Consider the following 19,381-nt stretch of genomic DNA (forward strand, 5'->3'; position numbering starts at 1 on the left):
TCGCCAGCGAAGGCGGAGGAGAGAAACAATGTCGCCATCTTACCCCACTTCACCTCGTCCGCCGAGTCAATGGATCAGGTTGGTCACTCCTCCCTGCAAATCGGTGTTGCATGGAAATGAAAGCGCTATCAATCACATACAGCCAATAGCGAAGTCGATGGTGGTCACATTTTGCGCGTATTCGCCTGAATTGGTTATGGGGAACTCTAGACTGATCGGGCTCATCCGAAGGCGGGACTGTAGCGGATGGGGGAATGCCGGGGCACACCGGCATCACACACAAAACAGTGAAAATAAAGGACTATCAATGGCTAGATGGATACTCGCGGCCGGATTGTTGGGAACCCTGATCACGGCGCCGACGTCGGCGGCGGAGTGGTTCTTCCGGGGCTCCGCGAATGGATGGGCGGCGACCGCCATGACGTCGACGGATGGCGTCAATTTTGATACCTGCCAGCGCTTCGTGAGCGGGGATGCCAGCGGCGGACCGCGCTTCAAGATAGACAGGTACGGCAACTGGCAGCAGAGCTACCCGGCGGCCGACTACGGGGTCAATGCCAACACGGCGTACCAGATCCGCATCAACGCCAGCACTCAGGCGGTGAGCGCGACGGCGGTGGCCAGTTGCGAGGCCTCGGGGTTTGCCAGCACCTTGCCGCAGCTCAACGTACGCGGCACCTTCAACGGCTGGGCCAGCCTCCCCATGACTCTGGTAGGGGATCACCTGTGGCAGGTGGAAGCCTACATGGATGGCAAGGCGAGCCAGCGCCTCAAGTTTGATCAGGCTGGCGACTGGGCCGTCAACTTTGGCGACAGCAACGGCGACGGCGTGCTTGAGAAAAGTGGCGGCGACATCTTCTGGAGCGCCGTGGGTACGGTGCGCATCCAGGTCAACGACCAGACCCTGGTCTACAGCATCACCCCCCTTGGGGATGACAACCAGCCGCCGCTCGCGGTCATCACCCCGGGGGGCACGGTGAATGTGACCCAGGGAGCGTCACTGACCTTGAGCGGCAGCGACTCTACGGATCCCGACGGCCAGATCACGAGCTATCTGTGGAGCAGCGGCGAGACCACGGAGAGCATCGTCGTCAGCACCACCCAGACCGGCACCTTCACCTATGGCCTCACGGTCACCGACGATCAGGGCGCCAAGGGCAGCAGCAGCGTGAGCGTGGTGGTCGGGGCAGGACAGAGCAGCGACAGCTGGTACTTCCGGGGCACGACCAACAACTGGGGACTCACCCCCATGACCAGCGAGGATGGCACCACCTTCTGCACCGAGCAGGCCTTTGGCAGCAACAACCCCCGCTTCAAGATTGATCACAAGGGGGATTGGACCGAGGCGTATCCGGCCCAGGATTACCTGGTCAGCGCCAACACCCGCTATCGCATCTGCTTTGACAGCCTTCGCAAGGCCATCGAGGTGGAGACGCTGGCCGGGGCCGATCTGCAGGCCCCCACGGTGACGGTCACCCCGGCCCCGGGGAGTTATCTGGACAACCAGTCCATCACCCTGGGGGTGAGCGACGATCAGGACAGCGCTCCCGCCGTGCATTTCACCACGGACGGCAGCCAGCCCACCATAGCGTCGGCCCGCTATGCAGGCCAGCCCCTGGTGGCGAGCGACAAGGGGAGCGGCACCGATCTGGTGATCCGCACCCTTGCCATTGACGCCAGCGGCAATCAGCGCGAGCAGCGCTTCGAGTACCGTATCGGCGAGCAGGGGATGGCGAGCGGCGATTTTCGTGCCGAGAGCATCTACTTCCTGCTGACCGCCCGCTTCTATGATGGCGATGCCAGCAACAACTACCATAACCGGGATCGCTACAAGGCGGGGGATCCCCATTGGCGCGGCGACTTCAAGGGCTTGATCGCCAAGCTCGACTACATCAAGGATCTCGGCTTCACCGCCATCTGGGTGACGCCACCGGTGGAGAACCGCTCCGGCCTAGACTACCACGGCTACCACGCCTACGACTTCTACCGGGTCGATCCCCGTCTGGAGTCGCCGGGGGCGGGTTACCGGGAGTTCATCCAGGCGGCCCACGCCAAGGGGCTCAAGGTGATCCAGGATGTGGTGCTCAACCACTCGAGCCAGTACGGCCTGCGCGGCAAGACCTGGATCGATCGCCTGCCCGTCAAATACTACGTACCGGCGGGGTCGAGCCAGGGGCTCATCAACAACGGCCCCTATCAGGGCAACCTCGGGGACTACGCTAGCGCCAACCGCTGTGACGACGACAACCCGGTGGCTCCCGACTGGTACAAGGCCCGCTGCCAGTCCGATCCGGCGGGCACCCAGCCTCTGGTGGACCCCAAGACAGGCGCCACCGTGCCGAGTGCTGGCTACAACCCCAACCGCTTCTTCGGCATCGACGCCCAGACCCTGGATCCCGCCTGGTATCACCTGGACGGTTTCATGTCAGGCGGTGACTGGGAGAGCCCGCTCGCCCTGCAGCGCAAACACATGGCGGGGGATTGCATCGATCTCGCCACCGGCAACCAGAACGTCAAGGACTACCTCAACGGCGCCATCCGCCAGTACCTCGACATGGGGGTTGACGCCATTCGCATCGATACCTTGAAGCACATCGAGCGGGACGAGCTGCTGACCTATGTCCACGACTGGCAGGCCCACAAGCCGGGGTTGTTCGTCTTTGGCGAGAACCTGGTCAAGGGCACCGGCTGGGGCTCTGAGCTGGCCAACGACAATGCCTCGGCGGTGATCCGTCCCTGGTGGTATACCCGCACCACGCCGAACCCGGCGGATCCCCGGGCAGGGGGCGATTCCGGCCTCTCTGTGCTGGACTTCTCCCTCTTCTCCACCTTCCGTGACAACGTCACCCGGGGGAGCTTTGGCGGGGTGGGCGGGATCTTTGCCATGGACTGGGTCTATGGGGATGCCACCAAGCTCATCACCTTCTTCCAGAACCATGACGTGGGGCCGGATAACGACTTCAAGTACCGCTACGGCGGGGAAGAGGGCAATGCGGCCATGACCTACAACCTGCTCTGGACGGCGCGGGGCATCCCGACCCTCTACTACGGGGAGGAGGTGATGTTCCAGGCGGGCAAGCCTCAGGATATCGACGGGGCCACCATGACGGTGGATCAGACTGGTCGTGCCTACTACGGGGAGGTGCTGGACAACCCGGCCACTCCGAGCCACCCGCTCTACCAGCACATCAAGCGCCTGAACCAGATCCGCAAGGCGGTGCCCGCCCTGCAGAAGGCGCCCATGAGCCAGGTGAACGAGTGGGGCAGCGGCATCAGCTTCGTGCGTGACCTGAGCGCTCAAGGCAGCTACGCTGCCGTGGGCCTCGCGGCCAATTCGGCCCAGCAAATAAACCTGAGTGGCCTGAAGAACGGCACCTATATGGATGCGGTGACCGGCGCGAGTCAGAACGTCAGCAACGGCAGTCTGAGCTTTGCGGTGCCCGCCTATTCGGCACGGGTCTGGGTACTGAACGGCCCGGGCAAGGTGGGCGTTGACGGTAAATATCTCAAATAAGGAAAGCCTGTCACAGTGTGCAGCGAGTCGGCCTTGGGGCCGACTTTTTTATGCCGCATATCAAGGGATCGAGGGAGATGGACCAGACGGGGAAGGCAATAAGCAGTAGCGTCGACATCGCTTGGGAGCAAGCGGCATCCGAGGGTGGCTTGCTCTGTTATGGTGCTTTCGCCCCAAAGTGGTGCGCATCATCGACATTGGCAGCAGGACCCCACCTTGGAGAAATATGCCGTATCCACCCTATGCCCCTCCTGTGACGAGCATGATTCATGCTGCCATGTGGCACCATATCAACATGATCCACTTAATAACGGGCTTTAAAAGGGGAGATGGTGAGCTGCCTTCAGTATGGCTGGTCAAACATGCTGATGCAGCCTGATGTTTGTCCCATGAATGGGTGTGTTGCTCCTGTCATAGGCAGAATGTCGGAATTTAAATTTGATTTTTCAGCTTATCCTGGATGCTTGTGTTGATTGGCGCTTTTTTTGCTGAGTCTTGTGATGTTGACAGGGGGACCGGCAGGGGAAATGGCCAGGGCGCCCGAGTATGCCGACCCCTTCGGCCCAGTGACTGGTGCCCTGATGTCACAGCAAACATGGAAAGGAGTCATATGGAAAGTGAAATGACCATGTCGCCCGTGCCGGCGACCAAAGCCCTGGCCCACACCCTCAAGGACGATGTTTACGGCATGGTGCTCGGGGTCATGTTTATCGCGGTCGGTCTCAACCTGCTCAAGTGTTCCGGCATGATCACCGGTGGCATCGCGGGCATCGCCCTGCTGCTCGCCCATGTCAGCAGTTTGCCCATCGGGGTTCTGTTCTTCATGGTCAACATGCCCTTCATGGTGTTTTGTTACTTCACCATGGGGCGCGCCTTCACCATCAAGACGCTGATCGTCAACGTTACCCTCTCGGCGGCCACCCAGGCGGTACCGCTGCTGCTGACGGTGAGCTATGTCCACCCACTGTTTGCCGCCTTGGTAGGGGGGACCTTTCTCGGCATGGGGGTGTTGTCTCTGGCGCGCCACAATGCCTCCGTAGGTGGCACCGGGGTGGTAACGCTCTGGCTGCAACGGCGCGTTGGCATCAACGCGGGAAAGAGCCAGATGGTGCTTGATGTGCTGGTGTTTGCACTCTCCCTGCTCACCTTGCCACTGCCCTTGCTGCTCTGGTCCACCCTGAGTGCGCTGGCGATGAACGCCATGCTGATGAATTGGCACAAGCCAGGTCGCTATCAGGGAAACTGAACACCCGGCTGCACATAATTGGATCATGGAAAATGCTGTTCCGGGAGGTTGGAGGGAGAAAGGAGCTCAACGACAAAAAAGATCATCTTGTCGTGAAAAAAGGCATGATTACAGCTGAATTTATTAGTTTTTTGCGCCGTTGACCGCGTTAAATCGGGCTACGCCATAAAAAATTCAAAAAACTTCTTTACCAGTGACCAATGGGTGAGTAAACTTCGTCGGCAATATTTTACACCCCCACTTCCTCAACGGTGAGATATTGCCATGCTCAGGATTGCCAAAGAAGCGTTAACCTTCGACGATGTACTGTTGGTTCCCGCCCACTCCGAAGTTCTTCCCAATACTGCCGATCTGCGTACCAAGCTGACCTCCGCCATCAGCTTGAACATCCCGATGATTTCCGCCGCCATGGACACAGTGACCGAAGCCCGTCTGGCTATCGCACTGGCCCAGGAAGGCGGTATCGGCTTTATCCACAAGAACATGTCCATCGAGCAGCAGGCTGCCGAAGTGCGCAAGGTCAAGAAGTACGAGAGCGGCGTGGTGACTGACCCCGTCACTGTACGCCCTGACATGACCATCGCCCAAATCAAGGAGCTGAGCCACAAGAATGGCTTCGCCGGTTACCCCGTGGTGACTGACGGCAATCAGCTGGTCGGTATCATCACCGGCCGTGACGTGCGCTTCGTGATTGACCTCTCCCAGACCGTTGAACAGATCATGACCCAGAAAGATCGTCTGGTCACCGTGCGTGAAGGGGCCCCTCGCGAAGAGGTGGTTGCCCTGATGCAAAAGCACCGTATCGAAAAAGTGCTGGTGGTGAACGGCGACTTCAAACTCAAGGGCATGATCACCGTTAAAGATTTCCAGAAAGCCGAGCGCAAGCCCCACGCCTGTAAAGATGACAAGGGTCGTCTGCGGGTCGGTGCTGCGGTTGGTGCCGGTGCCGGCAACGAAGAGCGCGTCGCTGCGCTGGTAGAAGCCGGTGTAGACGTGCTGCTGATCGACTCCTCCCACGGCCACTCCCAGGGCGTGCTGGATCGTATCAAGGCCACTCGTGACGCCTATCCGGATCTGCAGATCATCGGTGGCAACGTCGCGACCGCCGCGGGCGCCAAGGCGCTGGCTGCTGCTGGTGTCAACGCCGTCAAGGTCGGTATCGGCCCGGGCTCCATCTGTACTACCCGTATCGTGACCGGCGTGGGTGTGCCCCAGATCACCGCCATCTCCGACGCCGTTGACGCGCTGGAAGGCACCGGTATTCCGGTGATTGCCGATGGCGGCATCCGCTTCTCCGGCGACATCGCCAAGGCCATTGCCGCGGGCGCCAGCTGCGTCATGGTCGGCTCCATGTTCGCCGGTACTGAAGAAGCGCCGGGCGAGATCGAGCTCTATCAGGGTCGCTCCTTCAAATCCTACCGTGGTATGGGTTCTCTGGGCGCTATGTCCAAAGGCTCCAGCGATCGCTACTTCCAGACCGACAATGCCGCCGACAAGCTGGTACCGGAAGGTATCGAAGGTCGCGTGCCGTACAAGGGTCGCCTCAAAGAGATCATCCACCAGCAGATGGGCGGCCTGCGCTCCTCCATGGGCCTGACCGGCAGCGCCACCATCGACGACATGCGCACCAAAGCTGAATTCGTGCGCATCTCCGGCGCCGGGATGAAAGAGTCCCACGTCCACGATGTGACCATTACCAAAGAAGCCCCCAACTATCGGATGGGCTGATAAAACGGGGCCCTGCGCCCCGTTTTTCCACCCTTTTTTTATCCCGTGCCCTTTGTGACAACATCAGCCTGATGCAGGAATAAAATGACTAAAGACATTCACCAGCACCGTATCCTTATCCTCGACTTCGGTTCCCAGTACACCCAGCTGATCGCCCGCCGCGTGCGCGAAATCGGCGTTTACTGCGAACTGTGGGCCTGGGACGTAACCGAAGAGCAGATCCGCGAATTCAATCCGAGCGGCATCATCCTCTCCGGCGGTCCCGAGTCCGTCACCGAAGCGGGCAGCCCCCGTGCCCCCGAGTATGTATTCAACGCCGGTGTCCCTGTGTTCGGTATCTGCTACGGCATGCAGACCATGGCCGAGCAGCTGGGTGGCAAGGTGCAATCCTCTACCGAGCGTGAATTCGGTTACGCCAAGGTGGAAGTGCTGGGCGAGGCTGGCAAGAGCAGCGCCCTCTTGCGCAACATCGAAGATGCCATCGCCGACAATGGCAATGCCCTGCTGGATGTCTGGATGAGCCACGGTGACAAGGTCACCACCATTCCGGCCGACTTCACCACCATCGCCCAGACCCCGACCTGCCCCCACGCGGCCATGGCTAACGAAGCCAAGCGTTTCTACGGCGTGCAGTTCCACCCGGAAGTGACCCACACCCGTCAGGGTGCCCGTATGCTGGAGCACTTCGTCAAAGATATCTGCGGCTGCGAATGCCTCTGGACCCCGGCCACCATCATCGACGACGCCGTCGCCCGCATTCGCGAGCAGGTGGGCGACGATGAAGTGATCCTCGGTCTCTCCGGTGGTGTCGACTCCTCCGTGGTCGCCATGCTGGTGCACCGCGCCATCGGCGATCGCCTGACCTGCGTCTTCGTTGACAACGGCCTGCTGCGCCTGAACGAAGGCACCCAGGTGATGGAGATGTTTGGTGACCACTTTGGTCTGAACATCATCAAGGTTGAAGCGGAAGAGCGCTTCCTCTCTGCCCTGGCCGGTGTTGACGAGCCGGAAGCCAAGCGCAAGATCATCGGCCGCGTCTTCGTTGAAGTGTTTGATGATGAAGCCAAGAAGCTGAAAAACGCCAAGTGGCTGGCACAAGGCACCATCTATCCGGACGTTATCGAATCTGCTGCCAGCAAGACCGGCAAGGCCCACGTCATCAAGTCTCACCACAACGTCGGCGGCCTGCCGGAAGAGATGAAGATGGGTCTGGTCGAGCCGCTGCGCGAGCTGTTCAAAGACGAAGTGCGCCGCGTTGGTCTGGAGCTGGGTCTGCCCTACGACATGCTCTACCGTCACCCCTTCCCGGGCCCGGGTCTGGGCGTGCGCGTCCTTGGCGAAGTGAAGAAAGAGTACTGCGATATCTTGCGCCGCGCCGATGCGGTCTTTATCGAAGAGCTGCGCAAAGCCGACCTCTACAACCAGGTCAGCCAGGCGTTCGCCGTGTTCCTGCCGGTGCGCTCCGTTGGCGTGATGGGCGATGGTCGCAAATATGACTGGGTCATTGCGCTTCGCGCCGTCGAAACTATCGACTTTATGACCGCCCACTGGGCTCACCTGCCGTACGACTTCCTCGGTCACGTGTCGAATCGCATCATCAACGAGATCAACGGTATCTCCCGCGTGGTGTACGACGTCTCCGGCAAGCCGCCCGCAACCATCGAATGGGAATAAGCGGCGCGCGCCCTTCTACCCTTCGAGCATAAAAATGCAAAAAGACGCCCTTGAGGCGTCTTTTCTTTTCTCAATCGTTTGCGCCACACATCTTCTTTTTTCGAGCAGCTTTTTTGCCACCTTGCCCCTGTCATATGTGACAGGGGCATTTTTGCCATCCCGCACTAGGCTCTCTCATGCCAATTGAGCCCGCTGTCAACAGTGGCTTGTGGCAAGGGGGAGGGCTGATCCAGTTGCAGATAGCTGCGTAAATTTGCCCATCGTTATCGCGCCAACCGGCAGTGATGACACCCCGGTGGAGACCGGAAACCACTTGAATCAACGGGGCGCAGCCCGAACGGCCAAACGAGTCGGGATCATAGAGCACGGAGAGTTTGATATGTCAGAACAAGCAGTGTTGGTGGGTGGATGGACCGCATATCACAAGCTGACCGCCGAGGATCAGGCGGTATTTGATCAGGCGCTGAAAGGATTTGTCGGGGTGCAGTACGTACCCTTTGAAGTCTCCACCCAGGTGGTGGCTGGCACCAACTACCGCTTCAAGTGCAAGAGCACAGTGCCGCTTGCCAAACCGATCCATGGCGAAGCCGTGGTACAGATCTTCAAATCACTGGACGGGGATGCCCATATCACTTCCATTACCCCGATTTGATTGGGTGGTGGGGCAAGGTGGGGAGGGGGAATAACCTCCAACCTTTTTGCTCAAAGTCCTTAAAATAAGAAAGACGCCTTAGGGCGTCTTTCTTATTTCCACCACCAGTTATCTCTGATGCATGGTACAGTATTTGTACTTATTGATTAATTTGTTGATCTTGCTCAGGAAACTATCATCATCTGCTTTTGCTTATCTGTCTTGCTCGCTAGGATATCCGTCTGGATATGACCTCTTTGGAGTTACCAATGAATCAGAACAGATATATTGCGTAGGGGAGAAATCAAGCAAACACTTTCAGATCCCAGTAATAGTAATGCAATGATTTAAAATTATTTTTTTGAGGTGGCATGAATAAAATCACTAAATATATTTTGAGCAAGTTGTTAAATCAGCCATGCCCTATTCAAATTCCTCGAAGTGGAGAGTTAGGAAAGCAGGTTAACTGCTATTCCATAAGTATTTATAATGGCGATGTCCCAATCATGCTCGTTAACTCTATTGAAGAAAATGGGTTAAATGGCAATCATTTTGAAGGTGGGGGATTCTGTACAGAGGCTGTAATTCCTTTTTCGCTTTATTCTGGCTTGAGTTTACGAGTTGATCATTATCATGGGCTGGTGACACATACATATAACGGCGTGCTAGATTATATCCTTCATGAATGGACTGGGTTATATAAGCTACAGTCAATATATATTTTAGCAAAACATTCTGTCCCACAATATTTTTTCAACAAGAGAAACTTACAACTACCAAAGAGAATGAAGATTCTAGAAAGTATAGTTTCCAGGCAATCAGAAGAGCCTCACAAATCATTTTCGTCGCTTGACCTAATGAGTTACATATATTCAATTAGGTGGTATTTGCATCCACAGAAAACAGAATTGCGTAAAAAAATGGATCTGTATTTATCATCATTCGTAGCATCAGGAGAGTTGAAAAATAATGGTAGTAGCTTCGAGTTTATAATCACAGGTAAAGCTATAGCCACTTTAGAGCAATATCAAATTGAGACTGCAAGGGCGAAATCTGCCAAGTCCGCAAACTCTTGGATGCTTAGACTTACGGCTATATTAGCATTTTTTGCTGCCTTTCAGTCTGGCTTAATTAAGTCACCGGTGTGGATTGATCTAGGTAAGATTTTGGAATGGCTGTCATTGTTCATGTAACAATGCCATTAAATTCACTTCCTACGGTCGTCAGAAGCTTGGAGTTACGTGCTTTTGCGAATAAGTTAAATCTAGGAGTAAATTCGAAAGAATTTTTGCCATATTTGCCGACTTTGATTACAACGTTAATTGTTGTTCCTATCGGTATTTATCTACAAACACGGTTAAAAAATCTTGCGCATAGCAATGACTTTTTGAAAGCTATTGAACAGCTAAAAAAGAATACGGAAGCGGTGGAAAGCATAAAAAGGCAGTTTGATGAAAAATACTGGGTAAAGCAGCAAGTTTGGGATACTAAGCGTCTTGCCTATGAAGAAATACTATCTTGCCTGTATTTAACAAAAGAGTATATCGAAGACCAAATAGCATATTTAACTGATTATAAAGATAGTTTTATTTGTATCGGGAGTTCTATTTACGACTTTGAAGACAAGTGCCGTAGGGTGCAATGAAATTGCACCGCTAATTTGGTTTCTGCTGTTTTGCACAAAAGCCGCTCGGCAAGCGGTGCAATGCGCTGCGCTTATTGCACCCTACCTGTTTCGTCAATTCGCTGAGGTGGGGCGGCTGAGTGCTGAGCCTCGCCAAAGCAACAAAAGGGGCGATCTGCGCCCCTACTCTGCTAATGCCCTCGCTTTAGACCGTGAATGCTCGTTCGGCGCGGCCTGATTGTCTGCTGACTCACTACCAAGATGCCTGTTTTCCTCATTAGGCCGGACAGAAAAAGGCCACCTTCACTCATACCTCGCCGCTTCCCAGGCGTGTATCGCCTGTTTGCGGGTCTCGCCCCAGTGATAGCCGCCGAGTCTGCCGTTTTGCTGGATGACTCTGTGGCAGGGGATCATCAAGGCGACGGGGTTGGCGCCCACCGCCAGACCCACGGCGCGGGCGGCCTTGGGATTGCCGATGGCGCTCGCCACCTGGGCGTAGCTCACCACCTTGGCGGGCGGGATATGCAGCAGCGCCCGCCAGACGCTGATCTGAAAGTTGGTGCCGCTCACGTACAAGGATATGGGGCGATCCGGTGCCTTGCTGCCATCGAACATGGTGTTGATGACCCCTTGGGTGCGTGATGGGGCTTCTTGCAGCCTTGCCTCAGGCCAGCTGCGGGCGAGGGTGGCCAGCGGCGCCTCTGGGGCCTTGTCATCGAGAAACGAGAAGTTGCACACCCCCCGCGGGGTCAGGGCGACGAATGCCTGACCAAAGGGGGTGTCGTGCACCCCGTGATCGATAACCAGCCCGGCCCCGCGCTGCTTGTACTCGCCCGGCGTCACCGCTTCGAGTTGCACGAAGTGATCGTAGAGCCGCGAGCCGCTGCTAAGGCCCAGGGTATCGGCCACCTCCAGCAGCGGGCGCGACTCCTGCAGCAGTGCCTTGGCCCGCTCCAGGGTCAGCACCTGCAGATAGCGTTTGGGCGTCACCCCGGCCCAGCGGCTGAACAGCCGCTGGAAGTGAAAGGGACTTAAGTGAACGTGCGCCGCTATCTCGTCCAGAGTGGGCTGACGCTCCACCTGACTTGCGATAAAACGGATGGCATCGGCGATGCGGGCGTAATCAGACATAAGGCGCTCTCACGATAAGTTTGCGGTCGCAGGATCTTAGGGACGACAAGTCATGTGCGACAAATTGATACCCCACCATCGGCCAGCAGGGCAATGCCGGTGGTAAAGCTGGATGCATCGGACGCGAGATAAAGGGCCGAGCGGGCGATCTCCTCCGGTTGGGCTAGCCGTTTGAGCGCATGCATATTCTGCACAAAGGCGAGGCTCTCTGGCGTATTGGCAAAAGCCCGCCCCATGGGGGTATCGGTGCCCCCCGGCAGCAGGGCGTTGACCCGCACCCCTTGTGCCCCATACTCGGCAGCCAGCACCCGGGTCAGACCGATGAGGCCCGCCTTGCTCGCCGCATAGGCCGCCATGCCGGGCAGCCCCAGGGTGTTGCCGACGAAGGTAGAGGTAAAAATAAGCGAGCCGCCGCCACGCGCCAGCATGGCGGGGATCTGGTACTTGGCTCCCACAAAGGCGCTGGTGAGGTTGGTATCCAGAATCTCCTGCCACTGCGTCAGCTCAAGCTCCTCTATGCTGCCCGGCGTGCCTGTGGTACCTGCGTTGTTGAAGGCGATATCGAGCCCGCCGAAACGGGTTAGCGCGAGATCAACAAGATCGCGGGCGTAAGTCTCGCTTTTCACATCTCCCGCCAGACTCACCGCCTGGCCCCCCTCATGGCGGATCTCCTCCACCAGCAGATCCAATTCGGGCTGGCGGCGGGCGCCGACGACGACGCTGGCTCCTTCGCGGGCAAACAGGATGGCGCTGGCGCGACCGATGCCGGAGCTGGCGCCGGTGATAATGGCGACCTTGTTGGACAGTAATGACATGGCAGTTCCCTCGCTGAGTGTGTTGTGCGCCAGCTAAGTGGCTCACAAGGTTGGCTGTGGGTTGGAACCTCAAGGGGTCGGCCCCACTCGGGTTTGATCCACACTATGGCAACCACTCCTTGCCGGGACGACCCGAATCTTGCTCTCTTTGTCCCCAAGTCGTTTTGCGACATGTCGATACAGTCCTTCGCGGCAACAAAAAGGGGCGTTTTGCGCCCCGAATTCTTTATCATGCCCCCTTTAAAATCGCCGGATCCAGGTGCGGCGCGCCCTGTGTGCTGCAGTGAGGGGCGAGAGCCCCGGCGCCATGGTGGCTGCGTGCATCATCAAGCCTGCCTGGCAGGGCATTGACGGCGATTGCAATCAACAGACACGCTCCTGGATCAATAGCCCGTCATCTCCAGATAGCCGACCCCCTTGGCATCCCCCGAGACAGAGACCGCGCCCTCCCAGTAGTCAAAGCGACCTGTCATGGCCTGATTGGGCTGACGGGCTTTGATGGTGAGGCTCATACCGGCGGCGTTTAGCTGCCACTCGACGGGGTAGGGTTGGCCTTTGGGACCGAGCCAGCTCTTGCCCGGCATAAAGCGGATCTGCTCCGGGTTCAGCACCTGACTGCTGCCGTCGCGCTCAATCAAGATGCCGTAGCGGTTCTCCGGCTCGGTGCGGCCCGATTTGGTGCGCAGGCGAAACAGCATCAGCTCGCGGCCATCGGCCAGTTGCAGCGAAAACCAGTCCCAGCCCGATTGCCACTCGGCCAATACCGAGCTGCTCCACTCGTGATCAAACCAGCCTTGTCCGGTGATGGGGCGGGTTTCCCCATCACGAGTCAGGGTGCCGCTCAACTGCAGGCGCGGGTAGGAGTAGTAAAAGGAGGCGTTGCCCGGGCTCTTCTCGCTGTAACCGGCCTTGCCTTGCAGCACCAGCGGCTTGGCGGCAGTGACGGTGAGGTTCAGTTCGCCAATCTTGCTCTGTACCTTGAGGGTGGCGGGGAACAGCGCGGCCCCTTGCGAGGCAAGCCGCCACTCCCTGAGCCAATATTGGCCGCCGCTGGCCCCTGCCAGTCCCGGCCCCTGCCGACTGGCCCGTTCATCGTGCCGGTGGCTGCCACGGTCGAGATCCGTGATGGCAAACTGGGCCAGCCAGAGCTGGGGGGTCAGCCAGGGGTTGCTGGTACGGAGTTCTTGCTCGATCCCTTGGCGAAACAGGGTCCACTGCATGCCATATTCGCGTCCCTGCTCATCCTTGAGATTGCCGGTGAGATACCACCACTCGGAGCGGTAATCGGGGTGGGCGGCGTGATCCTCCGGCAATTGGATAGTTTGCCCCGGCAGCACCTTTTTGAAGCTGTCGTTGCCGCCACCGAGCAGGGCGCCCAGATCGCTGGCCTGCGCGCTGCCAATCATGGCAATCAGCGGGAGCAAGAGGGTGGCGAGCCACAGGGGCCGTAAGGAGGACAAGATCCCCCTCACCCTGGCCCTCTCCCGAAGGGAGAGGGGATGGTTCAATGCCGCACTGTGCTCTTCTTTGCGTTGAAGAAGGGGCGGAGAGAGGGAAGTGGTCGATGGGAGCTTCAAGCCATGGCTGAGCCAGTGCGCTAACCGATATTTCATACCACTCTCCTTGCCGCATACCAGGAGGCCAATGCGCCACAGACCGGTGCCAGCAACAGGGCGGTGACCGCATGAAGGGGGGCGGACTCGAAGGCGAGGCGCCAGCCAAAGGCGCGGGGGTTGACCACCTCGATCAGCACCCAGGCGAGGCCATACCCCACCGGTAGAGCCAGCAGGGCGGTGAGCAGCCCCAATCCCGCCCCTTGCCACAGCAGCAGCTGGCGGCAGTGGCGGGGGCTCAAGCCCAGACTCTGCAAGGTCTGCAACTCGCCACGGCGCGCCAGCCCCAGCACCATAAAGGCCGAGCCGATCCCGACAAAGGCGATGCCGAGGATCAGCAACTTCAATAGCTCGGTCACCACAAAGGTCTGGTCAAACACCTTGAGCGCCGCGCTGTGGATGGCGGGGGCGGAGAGCAGATTGAGCTGCTCGCCAAAGCGCTCGCGCAGGTGGTCGGCCAGCTGTTCGGGGTCGTTGCTAAAGAGGGCGAGGGATTGCACCGCCCCCGCCTCGAAGGCGTGCAGAATTTGCCCCTTGTCGCTGCCGTAGTCCTGATAGACGCCTGTGACGGTGAACTGCCTTGGCCCCTGCTCGCCGCTGATTGCCAATGTCTGGTCCACCTTGACCCCGAGGCGCACCGTCAGGGGTTCGCTCGCCAGCACTTCGTCGGGACGGATGGGCCAGCGTCCGGCCAGCAGCGGATAGGCCGCTTTAAGCTGGGGGATAAAATCCATCTGCGCCCACTCGATGGGCTGCCCCTGCCAGCGGGCAGGATGCACCGAGCGGCGCGAGGCGGCGCTCACCAGAGGATTGGCGAGCAGGGTCTCGAGGGTTGTGTTGCTCAAGGTGCCCTTGTTGCCCGCCACCCCCTTGGGGGCGGTGACATAGAGATCGGCGGCCAGACGCTGGCCGAGCCAGATCTCCACGCTGGAGCGAAAGCTCGACACCATGACCCCGATGCCGATGGCCGCCGCGATGGCCAGCTGCAATGCCATCACCGCGATGGCGGTGCGATCGAGATGATAGAGGGTCTCGGCCACCCCGAGCCGGGCGGTGAGGGGGCCGCCCGCACGCCGTCGCAACCAGCCAAGCAGGCCGCGCAGGGCATCGGGCAGCCAGAGCGCCATGGCCAGCAGCCAGCCGCCGGCGATAAAGAGGGCGCCAGTGAGACCGGTTTGCGGCAACCACAGGCACAGAGCGCACAGCAGCAAGATGGCGATGGCCAGCACGCGCCGTCGCCACGGGTGAGCGGGAGGGCGGCTGCTGCCAGCGCGCAGTTCGAGGGGGGATTGGCGCAGCAGTTGCCACCAGCCGGGCAGGTTGGCGGCCAGCGTGCCGAGCAGCCCGATCAACAGTGCCTTGAGCAGGCTCACAGGGGAAAGGCGCAACAGATCGATGGGGTTGGGGCCATAGAGATCGGCCAGCGCCTGGGTCAGTTGCCCCATCAGCGCCAGCGCCAACAGGCTGCCGAGCAGCACCCCGAGCAGGGTGCCCACCGTGGCGAGAATAAGTAGCTCCAGAATGAGCCAACGCAGCACCCGACTCGGCCCCATTCCCAGAATGATCAACTGGGCCAGCTGGGGGCGGCGCACGCTCTGGACAAATCGCTGGGCGTTGAACACCAGAAACAATCCTACCGCCATGGCGAGCAATGAGAGCGCCGTCAGGTTAAGGGCCAGTGCATCGCCAAGCTGGCTGGCATCGAGCGCCGGGCTGATGGGCTCAAGCCACAAAGGCTGGTTCGGGTAATCGGTTTGCAGGGTGGCCTGCAGGGTGCGAACCTCGTCTTCACTTAGCTTGAAGACGATGCGATCGAGCCGACCCGCTTTATCCAGCAGCGGCTGGGCGAGGCCAATATCGGTTATCAGCAGCCGCTCCATGGGCACGGCGCCCGGCTCGAAGGTGCCCGCCAGCGTCAGGGTCAGAGGGCGGGCGCTGGCGCCATCGCTGCCGCCCAATACAAAACGGCGGCTCTGGCCCGCTTGCCAGCCAAGGCGCTGCGCTTCGGGGGCCGCCAGCCAGATGCTGTCGGCACGGTTGAGGGAAAAGTCGGGCTCGCTCGCGGGTTGGGCGCCAAACAGCTGGCGCAGGGGGCCGGGGTTGAAGAGATCCATTCCCAGCAGTTGAAAGCTGCGCCCCTCTTCATCCTTGAGCCAGCCATGGAGCTGGGGCATGGCATCGAGGGCGGGCTGGCTGGTCACCAGTTGCACGTAAAGCTGCTCATCCAGCCCGCCAGCGGGGGCCAGCCGGTAGTTGGCTTCCCCTGCTAGCTGGCTGCGTGCGGCGACAAAATTGGTGCGGGCACTGTGATTGAGCAGCTCGATGGCCACCACCAGCGATACCCCCAATACCAGCCCGGCCAGACTCATCAGCAGCAACCAGGGGTGACTGCGATAGAGGCGCAGCAGCGCTTTAAGTGGCAGCATCAGCGTGCTCCCGGCAGACGCAGTCGCTGCCTAGTCATGACGGGGCCCCTTGAGCTCGATAAGTTGCCCCCCTTCGAGGCGCAGCACTCTGTCAGCCAGCTCGGCATAGGCCGGGTTGTGGCTCACCAGCAGCAAGCCTGCGCCTGTGTCCCGCACCGCCGCCACCATCAGCGCCATCACCTGTTCGGCATTGTGCTCATCGAGGCTGCCGGTGGGTTCGTCGGCGAGCAGCCAACCGGGTTGATGGATAAGGGCGCGGGCCAGCGCCACCCGCTGACGCTGACCGCCGGAGAGCTGCTCCGGCCAGGCATGGCGCTTGTGGCTCATATCGAGCCGCTGCAGCAACTGGTCAATCTTTGTCTCATCCGGTGGCAGAGCGTTGATGGCCAGCGGCAGGGCCAGATTCTCGGCCACGTTCAGGGTCGGCAGCAGGTTGAAATCCTGATAGACGATACCGAAATGGCGGCCCCGCAGGCGCGCCCGCTCGTCGGGTGAGCGGGTGTCGATCCGGGTCTCCCCCAGCCAGATCTCCCCTTCATCCGGTGCAATCAGCCCGGCGATCAGATTGAGCAGGGTGGACTTGCCGCAGCCGCTTTGGCCCAGCAGCAGGGTGATCTCGCCTGCGGGGAGGGCGAGATCGAGATGGTGGAACAGCGGCAGTCGTTCACTGCCGTTATCGAAGCTCTTGCAGAGGTTGCGCAGGGTCAGCATGGGATAACCGTTTGATGGTCAATGGCTTTCATCATGCTTGGTACGCTAGCACGGCCAGCAATGATCAACACCCCTTACGGTTGATCAAGAGTGCCAGTTAGTGATCAAGGCGGCAAAAGAGCAGTGGATCCTCGCTGGATCCCGCTTGCCCGAGATGGTTAGAATAGGGGCTTCCATGGGTCACAGGATGAGCAAGGATGTTACACAAGCAAGTCAGTTTTATCATCGATAGCAAGGGCAACAAGCAGGCTGCCGTCGTCCCCATCGAGATCTACAACGAGCTGATGACCCTGCAAAAGGCACTCTCCGACAACCGGCCGGGGGAGCGCGAGCTCTACCACTTCAACGGCAAAGGGGCCGAGGCCCACGGTTATCCGGTTGGCAAGCGGCAAAATCCCGGCTTTATGGTGCTGGCCGGTTCCACCGCCAATGGCGAGGATGCTGCCTCCCTGCGTGAAGCGGTGATCGAGCTGCGTCACGAACTGCTGGAGAAGGGGGTCATAGTGCCCCGCAGTCAGGGTGGCTTTGTCTTTACCGCCGATCAGCTGTTCAACAGCCCGAGTCTGGCCGCCAGTCTGGTGGCGGGCAATAACCGCAGCGGTCTGGATGCCTGGCAAAACAGCGCAGGCTATACCCTCAAGCAGTCGGGTTTCGGCAAGAAATAATCCCGCGTTTCGACAGCACACCAATTAAGCGTTAATTGACCTGGATGAATTTTTCTTTTCATCCAGGTGCTAGCATCATTGCCAGATGGTTCTAAAAGGAAGAGACCATGTCTGCGCTCACCCCTGTTATTTTGCTGCTGTCCCTGTTTATCCCTCCCGCCCATGCCAGTAGTGGCCCTGTTCTGTTGACATCCTCCTCAATCGGACTTTTTTGTGTCGGATTGTTTGTGTTGGCCTACGCCCTAGTGATGGCTGAAGAGTATCTGCAACTGCGCAAGTCCAAACCCGTGCTGGTGGCCGCCGGGGTGATCTGGATCCTGATCGGTATCGCCTATGCACAGCAGGGGATGAGCCCTGCGGCCGAGCAGGCCTTCCGCCATACCCTGCTGGAATATGCCGAGCTGATGCTGTTTCTGCTGGTGGCGATGACCTATATCAACGCCATGGAGGATCGGCGGCTGTTCGATGCCCTGCGCGCCTGGCTGGTGCGATCCGGCTTTCACTTGCGCACCCTGTTCTGGTTGACCGGTGGGCTTGCTTTTTGTATCTCGCCAGTGGCAGACAACCTGACCACTGCGCTCTTGATGTGCGCCGTGGTGTTGAAGGTGGCCAACGGTGATCGGCGTTTTGTCAATCTTGCCTGCATCAACATAGTGATCGCCGCCAACGCCGGAGGGGCGTTCAGTCCCTTTGGCGATATCACAACCCTGATGGTGTGGCAGGCGGGCAAGGTGCAATTTGGCCAGTTCTTCACCCTGCTTATTCCCTCTCTGCTCAATTTTCTGGTCCCGGCCATCCTGATGAGCCTGATGGTGCCGCGTCATGTGCCGGAGGCTGATAACGAGGTGGTCGATCTCAAGCGGGGTTCCCGTCGCATCGTCGCGCTGTTCTTGCTGACCATCATCACGGCGGTGCTATGCCACAGTTTCCTCCATCTGCCACCCGTACTGGGCATGATGCTGGGGCTCGGTTATCTGCAGTTTTTCGGCTTCTATTTGCGCAAGTCGCTGCCGCGATCCCTTGCCCGCAAGCGTGCGCTCTATGAACGCAATGGCGATGAGGTGCGGTTGCGCAGTCTGGGCTCTGTGGTGCCATTTGATGTGTTCAACAAGGTGGCCAAGGCGGAGTGGGATACCTTGCTCTTCTTCTATGGGGTGGTGATGTGTGTCGGTGGGCTGGGCTTTATGGGGTATCTGGAGCTGGTGTCACACTGGTTGTATGCCGGTGGGGATCCCACCATGGCCAACGTCTTCATAGGGGGCTTGTCGGCCATCGTGGATAACATTCCGGTGATGTTTGCCGTACTGTCGATGAACCCGGATATGGCGTTGGGGCAGTGGCTGCTGGTGACCCTGACTGCCGGAGTGGGCGGCAGCCTGCTCTCCATCGGCTCTGCGGCCGGGGTGGCCCTGATGGGACAGGCCCACGGCATGTATACCTTTTTTGGCCACCTGAAGTGGCTGCCTGCCATCTTGCTCGGTTATCTGGTGAGCATAGGGGCGCACCTCTGGCTCAACAGTGCCCAGTTCTGAACGTCTGGGCGCCAGTACGAAAAGAGGCTTCCGTTGACGGAAGCCTCTTTCGTTTTCCTGACCGGGGGAGG

14 protein-coding genes are annotated in these 19,381 nt (G+C 59.1%); 9 read left to right on the plus strand and 5 right to left on the minus strand.

Annotated elements, in window-relative coordinates:
* Window positions 1–307: 307 nt before the first annotated feature.
* The 7 genes from I6L35_RS14925 (at window position 308) to I6L35_RS14955 (ending at window position 10,438) form a co-directional block, all read left to right on the plus strand.
* A complete protein-coding gene (locus I6L35_RS14925; RefSeq protein WP_254204471.1) occupies window positions 308–3,514 on the plus strand; it encodes an alpha-amylase family glycosyl hydrolase in 3,207 nt (1,068 codons plus the stop codon).
* A 610-nt stretch (window positions 3,515–4,124) separates the two neighbouring features.
* Complete coding sequence (locus I6L35_RS14930) at window positions 4,125–4,760, plus strand: YitT family protein (protein WP_234933221.1); 636 nt, start codon at window positions 4,125–4,127, stop codon at window positions 4,758–4,760.
* 264 nt (window positions 4,761–5,024) lie between these two features.
* Window positions 5,025–6,488 carry an IMP dehydrogenase gene (gene guaB / locus I6L35_RS14935; RefSeq protein ID WP_005345006.1) on the plus strand — a complete coding sequence of 488 codons (1,464 nt, stop codon included), beginning with the start codon at window positions 5,025–5,027 and terminating at the stop codon, window positions 6,486–6,488.
* An 84-nt stretch (window positions 6,489–6,572) separates the two neighbouring features.
* Window positions 6,573–8,162, plus strand: a complete 1,590-nt coding sequence (gene guaA / locus I6L35_RS14940) for a glutamine-hydrolyzing GMP synthase (RefSeq protein ID WP_149153088.1) — start codon at window positions 6,573–6,575, stop codon at window positions 8,160–8,162.
* A gap of 379 nt (window positions 8,163–8,541) precedes the next feature.
* Window positions 8,542–8,814, plus strand: coding sequence for a hypothetical protein (locus tag I6L35_RS14945; protein WP_005337011.1), 273 nt, complete (start codon window positions 8,542–8,544; stop codon window positions 8,812–8,814).
* Between the two features lie 350 nt (window positions 8,815–9,164).
* On the plus strand, window positions 9,165–9,986 hold the full coding sequence (locus I6L35_RS14950) for a hypothetical protein (RefSeq protein WP_216978597.1): 822 nt from the start codon (window positions 9,165–9,167) through the stop codon (window positions 9,984–9,986).
* The gene (locus I6L35_RS14955; protein ID WP_216978598.1) at window positions 9,965–10,438 is read left to right on the plus strand and encodes a hypothetical protein; all 474 of its coding nucleotides are present in this window, start codon (window positions 9,965–9,967) and stop codon (window positions 10,436–10,438) included. The genes I6L35_RS14950 and I6L35_RS14955 overlap by 22 nt, the downstream gene beginning before the upstream one ends.
* Window positions 10,439–10,720: 282 nt before the next feature.
* Here the strand turns inward: I6L35_RS14955 and I6L35_RS14960 are convergent, their stop codons facing one another.
* The 5 genes from I6L35_RS14960 to I6L35_RS14980 form a co-directional block, all read right to left on the minus strand.
* Window positions 10,721–11,548, minus strand: a complete 828-nt coding sequence (locus I6L35_RS14960) for a bifunctional transcriptional activator/DNA repair enzyme AdaA (RefSeq protein WP_216978599.1) — start codon at window positions 11,546–11,548, stop codon at window positions 10,721–10,723.
* A gap of 50 nt (window positions 11,549–11,598) precedes the next feature.
* Window positions 11,599–12,363: an SDR family oxidoreductase gene (locus I6L35_RS14965; RefSeq protein WP_216978600.1), complete on the minus strand. Its 765-nt coding sequence runs from the start codon at window positions 12,361–12,363 to the stop codon at window positions 11,599–11,601.
* 383 nt (window positions 12,364–12,746) lie between these two features.
* A complete protein-coding gene (locus tag I6L35_RS14970) occupies window positions 12,747–13,787 on the minus strand; it encodes a lipocalin-like domain-containing protein (protein ID WP_216980299.1) in 1,041 nt (346 codons plus the stop codon).
* Between the two features lie 185 nt (window positions 13,788–13,972).
* The gene (locus I6L35_RS14975; RefSeq protein ID WP_216978601.1) at window positions 13,973–16,402 is read right to left on the minus strand and encodes an FtsX-like permease family protein; all 2,430 of its coding nucleotides are present in this window, start codon (window positions 16,400–16,402) and stop codon (window positions 13,973–13,975) included.
* Between the two features lie 30 nt (window positions 16,403–16,432).
* The gene (locus tag I6L35_RS14980; protein WP_216978602.1) at window positions 16,433–17,113 is read right to left on the minus strand and encodes an ABC transporter ATP-binding protein; all 681 of its coding nucleotides are present in this window, start codon (window positions 17,111–17,113) and stop codon (window positions 16,433–16,435) included.
* Between the two features lie 197 nt (window positions 17,114–17,310).
* Between I6L35_RS14980 and I6L35_RS14985 the strand changes: the two genes are divergently transcribed.
* Window positions 17,311–17,778: a DUF4357 domain-containing protein gene (locus tag I6L35_RS14985; RefSeq protein WP_005333716.1), complete on the plus strand. Its 468-nt coding sequence runs from the start codon at window positions 17,311–17,313 to the stop codon at window positions 17,776–17,778.
* A 107-nt stretch (window positions 17,779–17,885) separates the two neighbouring features.
* Window positions 17,886–19,310 (plus strand): sodium:proton antiporter NhaD, encoded by a 1,425-nt coding sequence (nhaD, locus tag I6L35_RS14990; RefSeq protein ID WP_216978603.1) that lies wholly within the window; start codon window positions 17,886–17,888, stop codon window positions 19,308–19,310.
* The last annotated feature ends 71 nt before the right edge of the window (window positions 19,311–19,381 follow it).

The sequence above is a fragment of the Aeromonas sp. FDAARGOS 1405 genome, assembly GCF_019048265.1.
GTDB classification, from domain to species: Bacteria; Pseudomonadota; Gammaproteobacteria; order Enterobacterales; family Aeromonadaceae; genus Aeromonas; species Aeromonas veronii_A.

Bases quoted from the DNA above. Each gene is read 5' to 3' on its own strand.
- I6L35_RS14930 (WP_234933221.1), top strand. From the start codon at position 4,125: ATGGAAAGTGAAATGACCATGTCGCCCGTGCCGGCGACCAAAGCCCTG.
- I6L35_RS14965 (WP_216978600.1), bottom strand. From the start codon at position 12,363: ATGTCATTACTGTCCAACAAGGTCGCCATTATCACCGGCGCCAGCTCC.
- I6L35_RS14975 (WP_216978601.1), bottom strand. From the start codon at position 16,402: ATGCTGCCACTTAAAGCGCTGCTGCGCCTCTATCGCAGTCACCCCTGG.
- I6L35_RS14955 (WP_216978598.1), top strand. From the start codon at position 9,965: ATGGCTGTCATTGTTCATGTAACAATGCCATTAAATTCACTTCCTACG.
- I6L35_RS14925 (WP_254204471.1), top strand. From the start codon at position 308: ATGGCTAGATGGATACTCGCGGCCGGATTGTTGGGAACCCTGATCACG.
- guaB (WP_005345006.1), top strand. From the start codon at position 5,025: ATGCTCAGGATTGCCAAAGAAGCGTTAACCTTCGACGATGTACTGTTG.
- nhaD (WP_216978603.1), top strand. From the start codon at position 17,886: ATGTCTGCGCTCACCCCTGTTATTTTGCTGCTGTCCCTGTTTATCCCT.
- I6L35_RS14945 (WP_005337011.1), top strand. From the start codon at position 8,542: ATGTCAGAACAAGCAGTGTTGGTGGGTGGATGGACCGCATATCACAAG.
- I6L35_RS14960 (WP_216978599.1), bottom strand. From the start codon at position 11,548: ATGTCTGATTACGCCCGCATCGCCGATGCCATCCGTTTTATCGCAAGT.
- I6L35_RS14985 (WP_005333716.1), top strand. From the start codon at position 17,311: ATGTTACACAAGCAAGTCAGTTTTATCATCGATAGCAAGGGCAACAAG.
- guaA (WP_149153088.1), top strand. From the start codon at position 6,573: ATGACTAAAGACATTCACCAGCACCGTATCCTTATCCTCGACTTCGGT.
- I6L35_RS14950 (WP_216978597.1), top strand. From the start codon at position 9,165: ATGAATAAAATCACTAAATATATTTTGAGCAAGTTGTTAAATCAGCCA.
- I6L35_RS14980 (WP_216978602.1), bottom strand. From the start codon at position 17,113: ATGCTGACCCTGCGCAACCTCTGCAAGAGCTTCGATAACGGCAGTGAA.